Source organism: Chryseobacterium indoltheticum (genome assembly GCF_003815915.1).
GTDB classification, from domain to species: Bacteria; Bacteroidota; Bacteroidia; order Flavobacteriales; family Weeksellaceae; genus Chryseobacterium; species Chryseobacterium indoltheticum.
This window is the reverse complement of record NZ_CP033929.1, coordinates 3,178,950-3,191,626: the sequence shown is the minus strand read 5'-3', so window position 1 is coordinate 3,191,626 and position 12,677 is coordinate 3,178,950. Positions and strand designations below refer to the sequence as shown.

General features: G+C 32.1%; 13 protein-coding genes. All 13 read left to right on the top strand.

The features are described 5' to 3' along the window. Nucleotides 1-138: 138 nt before the first annotated feature. The 13 genes from EG358_RS14840 (at nucleotide 139) to EG358_RS14785 (ending at nucleotide 12,418) form a co-directional block, all read left to right on the top strand. Entirely contained in the window at nucleotides 139-4,116 is a 3,978-nt protein-coding gene (locus EG358_RS14840; protein ID WP_076560859.1) for an AHH domain-containing protein, read from the top strand. Nucleotides 4,117-4,127: 11 nt separating this feature from the next. Next, nucleotides 4,128-4,643, top strand: coding sequence for an imm11 family protein (locus EG358_RS14835; RefSeq protein ID WP_076560861.1), 516 nt, complete (start codon nucleotides 4,128-4,130; stop codon nucleotides 4,641-4,643). Nucleotides 4,644-4,790: 147 nt separating this feature from the next. After that, complete coding sequence (locus EG358_RS14830; RefSeq protein WP_076560863.1) at nucleotides 4,791-5,579, top strand: AHH domain-containing protein; 789 nt, start codon at nucleotides 4,791-4,793, stop codon at nucleotides 5,577-5,579. Nucleotides 5,580-5,582: 3 nt separating this feature from the next. Beyond that, nucleotides 5,583-6,224: an imm11 family protein gene (locus tag EG358_RS14825; RefSeq protein WP_076560865.1), complete on the top strand. Its 642-nt coding sequence runs from the start codon at nucleotides 5,583-5,585 to the stop codon at nucleotides 6,222-6,224. A 16-nt stretch (nucleotides 6,225-6,240) separates the two neighbouring features. After that, a complete protein-coding gene (locus tag EG358_RS14820) occupies nucleotides 6,241-6,729 on the top strand; it encodes a hypothetical protein (RefSeq protein WP_076560868.1) in 489 nt (162 codons plus the stop codon). Then, entirely contained in the window at nucleotides 6,696-7,058 is a 363-nt protein-coding gene (locus EG358_RS14815; RefSeq protein ID WP_076560871.1) for an AHH domain-containing protein, read from the top strand. The genes EG358_RS14820 and EG358_RS14815 overlap by 34 nt, the downstream gene beginning before the upstream one ends. A gap of 16 nt (nucleotides 7,059-7,074) precedes the next feature. Next, the gene (locus EG358_RS14810) at nucleotides 7,075-7,758 is read left to right on the top strand and encodes a hypothetical protein (protein ID WP_076560872.1); all 684 of its coding nucleotides are present in this window, start codon (nucleotides 7,075-7,077) and stop codon (nucleotides 7,756-7,758) included. 150 nt (nucleotides 7,759-7,908) lie between these two features. Beyond that, nucleotides 7,909-8,241 carry a hypothetical protein gene (locus tag EG358_RS14805; protein WP_076560874.1) on the top strand — a complete coding sequence of 111 codons (333 nt, stop codon included), beginning with the start codon at nucleotides 7,909-7,911 and terminating at the stop codon, nucleotides 8,239-8,241. Between the two features lie 110 nt (nucleotides 8,242-8,351). Further along, on the top strand, nucleotides 8,352-9,041 hold the full coding sequence (locus EG358_RS14800; RefSeq protein WP_076560876.1) for a hypothetical protein: 690 nt from the start codon (nucleotides 8,352-8,354) through the stop codon (nucleotides 9,039-9,041). A gap of 58 nt (nucleotides 9,042-9,099) precedes the next feature. Beyond that, the gene (locus EG358_RS19705; protein ID WP_159436374.1) at nucleotides 9,100-9,276 is read left to right on the top strand and encodes a hypothetical protein; all 177 of its coding nucleotides are present in this window, start codon (nucleotides 9,100-9,102) and stop codon (nucleotides 9,274-9,276) included. A 107-nt stretch (nucleotides 9,277-9,383) separates the two neighbouring features. Then, complete coding sequence (locus EG358_RS14795) at nucleotides 9,384-9,968, top strand: T6SS immunity protein Tdi1 domain-containing protein (protein ID WP_076560878.1); 585 nt, start codon at nucleotides 9,384-9,386, stop codon at nucleotides 9,966-9,968. A gap of 436 nt (nucleotides 9,969-10,404) precedes the next feature. After that, nucleotides 10,405-11,235: a hypothetical protein gene (locus tag EG358_RS14790; protein WP_076560880.1), complete on the top strand. Its 831-nt coding sequence runs from the start codon at nucleotides 10,405-10,407 to the stop codon at nucleotides 11,233-11,235. Between the two features lie 352 nt (nucleotides 11,236-11,587). Further along, complete coding sequence (locus tag EG358_RS14785) at nucleotides 11,588-12,418, top strand: hypothetical protein (RefSeq protein WP_076560882.1); 831 nt, start codon at nucleotides 11,588-11,590, stop codon at nucleotides 12,416-12,418. Nucleotides 12,419-12,677: the final 259 nt, after the last annotated feature.

Sequence of the window (12,677 nt, the reverse complement as noted above, 5' to 3'; positions counted from 1 at the left end):
TTACTCAAATTCTTTAAAAAAAATCGGCCATATCACGGTCTGATTTTTCACTCCAACAGGTAAGTATAAAAAAGCACAACACATAGGGTTGTGCTTTATATACATTTTAAAATAATATGTAATCAAAAAACTAAGTCAATGAAAGCAGCAACACCTGTAGAAAAAGACAATAAAGTCCACCAAAATCAGGGCAAAAACCAAAGGCAGAAAGAGCCATCGGCCATACCTCTGTCTGAGACAGAAGTAATCGGTGCACAGATACAAAAAACTGAGGATTCAGCCACCAAATCAGGGTCAGCAAACCTCAATGGCAGCACTGCAGCCGTTCATGGTTCGCAAACCATCTACGATAAGGGTTCAGAAATAATGTACCAAAAGCATCAAGAGAGCCTTGCCGAAACCGGAGATATCAATCATCCGGACACCAAAAACATAGAAAAAGGATATATGACCACCCTGAGTATAGATCAGGCACGTGATTATAACGACCTAAAATCGGGAACGTATCTGCCAAAGACGGTGGAGGAGCAGGCTGTAAATCACCAGGAGAGTAAAAAGAATAACGAAATAAAACCGAAAGAAAAAACAAAATTAGGGAACAAAGATAATAGCGATGCTTCTTTGGCTGATTTGTCAACTTCTCCGGCTACGCAGTTGGTTGGTGATTTTAACGCTGTTCAAAATAACAGTACGGCACTTTTAAATATTCAGACAGAGAAAGCAACAGGCGAACTTCCAAAAGTAAATGCAAAAATAGGAAGCGCTTTCTCAGGAAATAAATCTAAAGGTAAAGCCGGTAAAGATAAAACTGTAGCAAAATCAAGTAAAAAAACAGTTAAATCTACAGCTCAGAAATCACAGCCAAAAGAGGTTTCTTTCCCACAAAGCGATCCTTTGAAAAAAGTAAATTACTCTTTTAATTCAACAGGATCCAAAAAAGGAACTTTTGAGAGACAGGCACATGATCAGCTTAAGGGAATTCAACTGAATACCTCTGCAATTCCAACAAAAATGCAGCAAAACGCACATTTAGATCTTAGCGGAGAAGCAGATACAGAACACTTGTCAATCGAGCAAAATGATGCTTTACAAGATATGAGTATCAAAAAAAATCAGGCAGCAAAAGATGTTCATAAAGATTATGGTGAAAATAGCATCATCAAAAAACCAAAAGATGAAACTCTTAAATCATCGCGTAAAATAACTTCCAAAGCTGTTAAAAAACAACCTATTGATGCCCTTAAACTCGAAGGTATTGATGAAGCGAATATCAATGCTCAGTTTGAACCAATTATTCAGTCAAAAATTGGAGCCGAAAGTGAGAAATATCAAACAGCTGAAGTAGAGCATAATCAAAAGGTGCTGGAGCAGGAAAAAGCTTCTGAAAATCAAATAAATGAAGAGAAAAATAAGTCGCAGGAAAAACAGCTGAAATCTGTAAAAGACGCTCAGGCTGATGTCAACCAATCAAGAGTTGAATGGCAGAGTGCGCTTGATAAAACAGAATCAGATTTTGCAAAAAAATCTAGCAATCAAGCTAAAACAACACTTGGAAATATAAAAACAGAGAAGAGCAAAGGCGAAACTGCAGCTCAGAGCCATATTAATAAAGCTAATGCAGATGCACGTAAAGAAAAAGAAGCCGCAGATAAAAAAGCTCAACTGAAAAAGGCTGAAGAGGATAAAAAAAGCGGGGGCTTCTTTGGTTGGGTTGCCGATAAAGCGACAGCATTTATTAACGCCCTCAAAGATGCGCTGAACTATATCTTCACCAAGCTCAGAGAAGCGGTAAAAGTTATTTTTGAAGCGGCCAAAAAATTAGTTTTAGCAGCATTAGAAATAGCCCGAAAAGCAATTGTGAGCTTTATCAAAGCATTTGCTTCATTGTTAAAAAGTTTCTTAGACGTTGCTTTGGCAGCGTTCCCTGGTATCAGAGACCGATTGAAGGCTAAAATAGACAAATACGTGGCTGTTGCAGAAAAATTTGTAAACCAAACTTTTGAAGTCTTCAAAAAAGCAGTTGTTGCTGTGATTGATTTCTTGGCAGAAGCAGTAGATAAGCTTATTGGTGCGCTTCAGGATTTTTACAATCTGATTCTTGATGCAGTTAATTTTATTGTATCAGGGATTATAAAAATAATGGAAGGTTTATACAACCTAACAAGTTCGGCTATGGTAATGCCGGATAATTTTATGGGACAAATTTCTGAAGAGTTCTTGGGAATGGATGTAACACAACCTTTACCGTTTGAAAAAACAGCAATGGCTGAGGTTGTAAGCTCAGGATCAGATTCAGAATATGATGATTTGTTAGGTAGAAATTCTTATAACGAAAACGATTTTCATGTTGATCCTGTAGCAAATGACATGGAATTGAGCCCGGAACTTCTTGCGCAATTACAAGGCAGCAACGGTGAAATTAATTTCGGAGCCAATAGTAATACGCTTGATATGTTTAAACAATCTGCTGCCGGATCACAAGAAATGGAAGGTGATGCAACCGCAGCCGAAAAACAAGACATTCCAGCCGATCCATACGCTCAAGCTGATTGGTTTATTGATTATCAAAACAAACAATCACCGCCTAGTACAGATACAGGAAGTGCTTCTGGTAAACAGGCTGCAACAGAAAGCTCAATGCCTGAAGAAATGAAATTGGTTGGTCCTTGGACTCCTTTAGTTCGTATGTATTACCTAAAAGAGCAGATGTGGTCAGGAATTAAGAAAAACTGGGAAGAAAACAAATGGAAGTATATCGGTATCGGAGCTGCAATTGTTCTCGGAATAACAGCATTGGCGATTTTTACAGCAGGAGCTATTTTTGCCTTGATTCCACCTGCACTCGAAATCTTTGCTGCTATAATGATGGCACAAGCTGTTGCAAAAGCGAGTGGTTTCTTCAAGACATTTATGACTGATGGTTGGCTAGGAAAAACAGCTACCGCAGGAAAAGCTTTGGCAAGAGCAATCGGGATTATTTTAGTTGAATTAATTTTTATACTTTTATTCGATTCTGCAGCTTTGTTTAAAGTGCTAAAAACAGCAGCTAAAGGCGGAGTAAAAGGAGTGGTTAATTTAGCCAAAGCGGGAGCGAAAAGTACTCTGAAAGCCGGCAAAAATGCTCTTGTTGCTACCGGAAAAGGATTTGTGAAACAGGCTGGTAAAGCGAAGTTCTTTGTTCAGGGAATAGGAAAAGGAATAGCTAAAGGCGCTAAAAATTTAGACGAGTTAGGCGAAAACTTAGCGAAACGTTTTAAATTCAAAGGATTTAAAATTGTTGTAAAAGGATTTAAATTTTATCTTTACGGAAGCGTTAATCCTTGGGTTTTACTGGCTACAGGTGAAGTGAAACATATTGACAATGAATTAGCACAAGGTAAAAAAATAGGAGAAAAACTTGAAGTAGATGGAATACAGGCACGGTTTATTGGTGATGACATTGAAATTGTATCACCATTAGGAAAAGATATAGCAGATTCAGGATTTACTGGAAGCAGAAATGTTAGGGATATGGCAGCTCAATCTCTTAGTAAAAATAAAAAGATATTTGAAAGAATAGAAAAAATAGATGCCGATGAATTTTTAGATGTTGATACAAAGCTTAAGAAAATAAAAAGTCAATTAAGATCTCCTTCAGCCAATGCCTTAAATAAATTAAAATCTGCTATTAAAAAAGAAATAAAAGATAGAAATAAAAAAGGATTATTACCAGAAGAAGCCATGCCTTCCGATTATCAAGCTCATCACATTGTGCCTAAGGAAATGGAAATTTTTTATGGAAAAGCATTTGATGAATTAGGAATTAATTTAGATGAAGCATTTAATGGAACTATGCTTCCTCCTGTGCACAAATTTGATGAAGTTGTAGAAAAAGCCAGAAATTCCTTAAAAGATTCTGAAATTCCTGCTAATTTTTGGAACAGAGCCAAGCATCAGTCGCATCCTCAATATAATGACATGATAAAAGAAGATTTAAGTCAGATGTTTAAAGGATTTGAAAATTTATCTAAAAGCGAAAAAGAATTAGTAAAGGCAAGGTTTTATAAGGTGATAAAAGAAAGAAAAACTTGGCTAGAAACATTAACCGCTGAAAATACTTTGATAATATTAAAATAATAAAAAAAAATATGAGTTATTATTTGCTAAGACATGAGATTAACGAAGACGACATTTACGTTAATATTGAGCAACAGGGACCATTAGAATTATTGTCGGAAGGAAAAACGCCAAGAATCTCTAAGATATATTATCAAGGTAAAAATAGTACAGATTATATTTCACTTGGAGGTTTTGGAGTATCTTATAATGCTATGTCGTTTTTTAAAAAAGAATGTGGAGAAAATGTTAGTTTTGTTCCCACTGTAATATATAGTAAAGATACTGACGAACCATTAAATATTTACTTGATGAAGATAAACATTGAACTTGATTGCGTAGATTACGAAAAATCGGAACTTTTCGTTTTAAGTGATAAGATAATAAGAGGAGTAGATAAAATGGTATTAAAAACTGATATTAATGAAGATATTTTTACTATTAAAAATCTTTCAAGAATATTTATAAATGAGAGTTTGAAAGATAAAATGATTAATTATGGCTTAAAAGGTTTTGAATTTGTTCCTATTGAAAAATTTACTTTTTAGTTTAAATTATTCTTGAAATGTCTTTTTTTTAACCAAACAGCCACAAAATTTACTTTTGTGGCTGTTTCAACATCTTGAAATTTAGGTGAAAGCTTAGCAAAACGCTTTAAATTTTATCTTTACGGAAGCGTTAATCCTTAGGTTTTATTGGCGAGTGGAAAGTTGGAATTTGTAGATGATCCAAAATTAGGAAAAGTTGGTGATAAGGTAAAAGTTGGTACAGAAGAAGCATTCATTGTTGGAAGTCATAGTTCCAAAGGAGCTGAAAGCGCAAAAGAAGCATTGGAGAAAGGAGGTGTTAGTAGGTTTGTTGATGATCTGGTTGAAATATCTGATGATGTTGATGCACTAAAAGCTAAATTTGATGAACTAGATCTAGCTCCAAATGCAAAAAATATAATTAATAAGGGGAGTAAAGACCCTGCTTGGTTCAGCAATCCAAACATATCTCAGGCGGCAAAAGATGCGGCAAGAAACAGATCTCAGCTTAGAAAGAATCTTAAAACACCTCTCGGAGAAGAAGCACATCATGCACTTTCTATTTCAATTATGGGTAAAAGTAAAGCATATCGAGATGCTGTTGATTCAGGATTTGAAATTAATACTATAGTAAATGGTATAAATCTTAAAAAGTATAGTAAATCGTTAGGGTTAACTGACGGAGTGCACGCGAGTCATCCTTTTTATGATGATGCAGTTAATAGGATATTGAAATCATTTTCAGATGAATTCATGCATCTTCCTAATTATACTAAATCTATGTCAAAAGGCTTTGTAGAAGAATTATCTACAAGAATGCTAAAAGAATTAGATGTATTATCTAAACAGAGAGGAATAAAGGTTGATGATTTATTTAGACAAGGAGATGGAATGGGTAATTTAAATTCAGAAGCAATATACAACGATGTATTAGAAAGTTTTTTAAAAAAATATTAAATAATGAGAAAGGTAGTTTATTATAGTTTAAGATTGTCAACAGAAAGTGAAATTGTAGGCACTTGGCCACAATTGGATGTGCCACAAAAATATTTTAAAGTTCCTAACAACTTTGAGATACTCTCGTCGAGATCTTTTCCTGAGAAATCTCCCAATTTGGAAAATTTTATTTTTAAAAGTGGTTCAAAAATAACGGATTTATTAAGTTCATATTTACCGGATTTAGATATTGGTGTTTTTGTAAATCAAAAATTTAAAGACTTAATATTGAAATTTTACATTAAAAACTTTCAGTTTTACAACTGTTCGTTAATTGCTGCTGACAACGACTTTACTAAGAAATTGGCTGAAGATACTTATTTTTTTCTTCATCTGATACATGTAAATGAAATTGTTGATTTTAGTAAATCGGTATTTAAAGATTTAAAAACAGGCGAAATAATTTCTGTAGATAATGAAGAACAAAGATCTCCGTTTTTACGCCCTGTGAAATTATTTTTAAAAGAAACACCTGATTTGTTTCGTTCTCCTTTCAATATAGCCCTTTTAGTTTCAGAATCACTTAAAAAAGCTATAGAAGAAGCTAATATTTCTGGTGTATGGTTTGAGGAATTTAAAGGGAATGAATTCTATACTGAAGAATAAAACAGAAATTTAAAAAATGAAATTAAACCGAAACTCTAAAAAAGTTTCGGTTTTTTTATTTTATGAGTTGCTTACACTCAAACTTCATAATGATAAATTATATCTTTATGGAAGTGTTAATCCTTGGGTTTTACTGGCGAGTGGTGAAATTACAGAAGTAAAAGAAGTAATAAATAAAGGAGGTAAAAAAGTAGGTCAAAAAGGAGAGTTTACTACTATAGCAGGTGAACAAATTGAGGGAATCCTTATCGGGACAGGAAGAGGAACAAGAAAATCTAAATTTGTAAGAGCTATAGAAGATGGAACTCAAGATGCAGATGAATTCTTGAAATTAGCTGATGACTCTGCTAGACAACAGCTCATACGAGGTGTAGATGCATTTAATTATGAAGAAGCTGTAAACGATATGGTCAAAAAGTTGCTGATATTATTAAAAACAGAAGCAGTATTGCTAAAAATGCCGGAAAGCATTTGGCTAAAGAGTTTGAACAGGCTCACCACTTAATTCCAATAGAATTGATAACCAATGAAAAAGTTGGTAAGTTTATACAAAAAGCTATAGAAGGAGGTTTTGAATTTAATGGAAAGATAAATGCGAAATGGCTAAAACAGTTTAGTAGTAAATTCGAGCATCTAAAAAATGGAGTACATGCAAGCCATCCACAGTATACAAAAGGTGTTGAGGATATGATTGGGTCTATTTTACTGACATCTGGAAAAGGCATTGATGAAATTACAGAAAGTCAAGCTAAGATGATGCTAGAAAAAATAGCCTCACAAGTATTGAAGAAGATAGAAGAAAATCCAACAATAAAAATTAATGAATTATTCTAAAATTCTCTATTAAGTTATGTTAAAATATTATCGAATAAATTATTCTGTAGATCAGGATAAAACTGGTTGTAAAGAAGCGCAGATTTACGACTTTTATAATAAAAGTTTAATCAAAGAATCTGAAATTAAAAAATATAATGATAATCGCAAAAACAGATTTATTGATACAAGTCAAATTAATATAGATAATTTTGCTTTAAACGCAGAAGCAAATCTAACTGATGTTCTAAATAGTAATTATTTATTTCTAGATGGCTTTTTTATTAGTAATAAGTTGAAAATACTATTTGAAAATAGTATAATTAAAAATTGTATGTTTCTAAATACGAGTTTATATAAATATAAAAATTTGATTAAAGATTATTATTTTTTTAACGTAATAGATACTGAAAATATTGATTATACTAAAACTATTTTTAGAGTTGATTCAACCCTTGTTTCATGGCGTGATGGAGGTAAAGAAATTGTAATCAATAATAAAGAAGAATTATTTGAGAAAGGGTGGGAAGTTGTATTAGATGATGCCACAAAAACTATTTTGCCTAAAAAAGCTTATATAAATCAATATACAGATATTCTAAGATTTGCTAATTCACATCTTATTTACTGTTCAGCACTTCTCAGACAAAAAATAGAAGAAGAAAAGCTCACTGGAATAGTGTTTGAAGAGACAGATATAGAGTTTTATCTAAATGAATAAATTGGTTCTACTGTTGAATAGAAACTCCGCAAATTTTAATTTGCGGAGTTTTTTGTAAATTAAAAGAGTTTGAATAAACGCACCACTTGATTCTAATCGTATTGAAAACAAATCAAAAAGTTGGTGGACTTAATATACAAAAAGCAATAAATGCTGGTTTTGAAATTTAATGGAAAGATAAACGCAAAATGGCTCAAACAGTTCAGTAGCAAATTTGAACATTTGAAAGACGGAGTTCATGCAAGTCATCCACAATATACTGAGAGATTATTTAATTACATAGAAAATGTCGGAATTTATAAATATCTAGATGACATTGGAAAAACTAACATAGATGATTTAACAAAACTAGAGTTAGAATTAAGTAAATCACAAATGACAAATCAGCAAATTGTTCATTCATTTATTAATTTCGCTAATTATACCGATGAATTTTTTGAAGCTTCTTTTAGATATATACAGATGATATGGGACAAAGTTTAACTAAAGATGGATTGGAAGAATTTACAGAACAGTGGTTACAAAATAATCCATATCGTAACGCAGCAAGAGAGTCAATAAGAAATAGCATGAGATAATTCAATTTATAAAAAATGAAAATATACTTTTTACTTGGAGTGCCAGTAACTGGAGCATTAAGCCCAAATACAGTTAAAACGGAAGTTATTATTTGTGAATCTTGCAAGAGAAGAAAAACACAATACACTAATATTACTTATGTTTTTGATAGATGGAGAGGAGAAGATATTATTAGTGGATCTGCACAATTTTTCATTTCCCAACGGTTAAAAGAAAAGTTAGATGAGAGAAATATTAAGGGATTTGAACTGACTCCTATAAAAACTTCCTTTTCTGAACAAAGAGGAGGAATTCGTAAATTTGGAAAAGGGGCATATCAAAAAGAATTACCTAATTTTTATTATTTTGAAATTATTGGAAGAGCAGAGGGAGATATTGATGAATGGTTTAAAATTATTGATCCAAATGAATGTCCGAAATGTAGAGCCAATAAAAAAATGTTATCACGAGATGGAATAAGATCCATGGGAAACCCTGAATTAACAGGAGGGGAAGATATTGAAAAACCCCTCTCAAGAAATGTATATAAAAAAAGTTGGCAGGGAGATGATATTTTTTTACTTCAAGACGGTTTAAATCTACCAATTGTAACACAGAATTTTATTGATTGTCTTTCAGAATTGAATATAAAAGTTAATGAAAGAGAAGGTGTGTGGTTTCGTCCTGTTAATTGGATTGACGAAAAAAAAAATATTATAGAATAATTAAATTCTAGCTTTATAATCTACTCCGCAAAATATAAATCATTTTGCGGAGTTTTTTATGCAACGTTCTAAAATTATTGTAAAAGGATTTAAATTTTATCTTTACGGAAGTGTTAATCCTTGGGTTTTACTGGCGAGTGGAAAGTTAGAATTTGTAGATGATCCAAAATTAGGCAAAGTTGGTGTGTCTCAAGCAAATTGGTACACAGCAATGGCCTCGAAAAGAAGATCATGAAAAACGAGCTACAATATTAAAAGAACATGCACAATTACAATATGACAAAGCTCCTGAGTCTAATAAAGACAAATTAATGATGAGCGTAACACTAAAAGTAGTATAAAATGATACATCAAAGTTTTATTAACGTATTAGGACAACCTAAAACAATTGGCGAAATAGAAGTCACCTTATTAAAAGAAAAATTTGAAAAACAATTAAGTTATTTTAAAGACAATGATGTTCTTTTAGAGTATTTAGAACACTATGGAGAAGCTGTTTTTAAAGGAGGTTTTTTTTCTTTTATAAATCCATTGGATTATGATATCCAATTGAAGCAATTTCCAAAATTAAAAAATCAATCTATTATGCCATTTGCAAAAACTGCTATGGGAAACTTTTATTTAATTGGCGAAGTAGATGATGAAGTTTGTCTTGCTTTCTATAATATTCATACAGAAGAGTATAAATATGTTGATTATGAGTTCACCTTATTTTTTACAACATTGGCGGGAGGTAAGTATCATAGAGAGACCGAGGCATATGGATTGATAGAAATTCCAGCATTAGAAAAATATGGACCTGTAGAAATAGATGAGTGTTTAACGTTTGTACCAGCCTTAGTTCTTGGTGGTGATGAAGATATTAGAAATATACAGAAAGTAAAATTAAAAGAAAATTTAGAAATATTATCACAAGCTTTTAGTTAAAGTATTTATATTAATTTTTTATAAAAAGGCTCTCGCTGCCGCACGAATCCTTTCGTGCGGCTTTTTATTATCCAACATATTCTCAAAAAGTTTTCATCATTATAAAAATATAATTGATGAATTGTAACCATAAGTTCCACGATTCAAGAATTATATTTCACAATTTTGCTTTTGTATGTTAGCTGAATGTTTTTAAAAACTTAAATCATATTTTTGTTTAAAATGTCTGACTTATAATGTTAAACCACACGAAAGAATTCGTGCAGTAGCGGGGGCATTTAAGGATTTTGATTTGTTTGAAGATAGAATGACAAGATATTATTCATTGAATCGGACTGGAAAAGAATCAGAAAGAGATGCGGGAATTACTAACATTAATACGATGAGTATAACAACAACTAGCCGACTTGTAACTTTTAAATTTAAATAATACGATATGTTAGAAAAATTTGAAGATTTTATTACTGATTTAAAAAATAATTCCTTTGTTATAGTTAGGGAAGATAATGTAGAAGATAATAGAGAATTACTTGAATACAGAGATGCAGAAGGAAATTTTGAAGAGGTTTATGAAGAAATGAAAATAAAAGTACCGGAAAAAGATTGGGAATATGAAGACTTAGGTGCCTTGAGCCTTGATTGGGACGCAGTTACCGATCAATCCGATGAAGCATATCTTTGGGGTGGTTTTCAGCTTCATAATTTTTCGTCTGCATTATCATCCCCTTCTGATTTTTGGGAACCTTATAATGAAGGTCGTCGTTTTTGGGAAAATAATCCACAGCCTGAAGCTGAGGCTATTTGGAAAGATTTTTTGCCTAAATTGAATTATATCAACGGGTCTGGTCATGGCAGTGATGGTACTTTTGGCTGTATATTGCGAGAAGAAGGCGTATATCCATGTCCTATGTATTTTTATGATTCAGGAATTTGGTTTGAGTTAAATATGACCCTTGAAGAATATTACAATACCATGCTCCAATGTAAGGCGGTCTACTACTGGCAGTATTTTTACATTGACACAGAAGAAATCGTAAAGAAACTAGGTAATTTTAAACCTGTCTTTATAGAGCATGGAGGGCAATATCTGGAAGGGCCACATGCATTTGATGATAAACTGAGAGACGGTACTATTTCTACTTCAGTCGAGGGTGTTTTGTTGCAAATGAAAAACATCATTAAACGCTTCCCTAAATTATTTCCAGATGTAGATTTAGCTTATTTCAAAGAAAGATGCGATACTTTAGAAAAAGCTTTGAACAAATAAAATTCAAAAGCGAAATTTCTTAGAAGTTTTCTATACTGCCGCACGAATCCTTTCGTACGGCTTTTATTTTCTAATCACTTTCTTAAAAGTTTATTTTATAAAAATATAATTGATGATTGTAACTATAAGTTCCACTATTCAAGAATTATATTTCACAATTTTGCTTTTGTATGTTAGCTGAATGTTTTTAAAAACTTAAATCATATTTTTGTTTAAAATGTCTGACTTATAATGTTAAACCACACGAAAGGATTCGTGCAGTAGCGGAGGGATAAAGAAATTTTAAACTCAGGATTGAATGACATTGATACCTTAGAGAAAACTAATAGAATAACATTTTAAAACTCGTTTTATGAAAATCTTAGAGAAATTAGAAGGGCTGATTTTTGAAATTTGCAATAATGATAAAATAAATATAGAAAACAATAACATTGATAAAATTAAAAATAGAACTTTTTTTAGCCAACGGATTTTATCAAATGCTAAAGAATTTATGAAAATAGATTTTCCAGAAGAAGATTATCAATATCATACTATAAATGGTTTAATCTTGGATTGGGATTCTACTACCAATGACTCAGACGAAGAGTATCTTTGGGGAGGGTTTGACATTTTAGGTCTTTTCGAGTCTTTAGGTTATCCCTCTCATTTCTGGGATATTTACAACAACGACATCCGTTTTTGGAAAAATAACCCACAACCCGAAGCAGAAGCCGTTTGGAAAGAATTTTTACCTAAACTTAATTATTTTCATAAATCAGGTCATGGAGATGATGGTACCTATGGCTGTATATTGCGAGAGGAAGGAGTTTATCCGTGTTCTATTTATTTTTTCGATTCGGGTATCTGGTTTAAAATGGATATGAGCCTTGAAGAATATTACAATACCATGATTTACTGCAAAGCAGTTTACTATTGGCAATACTTTTATATTGATACACAGGAAATTGTTCAAAAGTTAGGTAATTATAAACCTGTTTTTATTGAATATGGCGCGAAATATGTTGAAGGACCACACCCATTTAGTGATAAATTTAAAGATGGTACATTTACTTATTCGGCAGAAGGCGTTTTACATCAAATGAAGAATGTTATTAAACGTTTTCCGAAATTATTTCCAGATGTAGATTTAGCTTATTTCAAAGAAAGATGCGATGCTTTAGAAAAAGCTTTGAACAAATAAAATTCAAAAGCGAAATTTCTTAGAAGTTTTCCATACTGCCGCACGAATCCTTTCGTGTGGCTTTTATTTTCTAATCACTTTCTTAAAAGTTTATTTTATAAAAAAATAATTGATGAGTTGCAACGATAAGTTCCACTATTCAAGAATTATATTCACAATTTTGCTTTTGTATGTTAGCTGGATGTTTTTAAAAACTTAAATCATATTTTTGTTTAAAATGCCTGGCTTATAATGTTAAACCACACGAAAGGATTCGTGC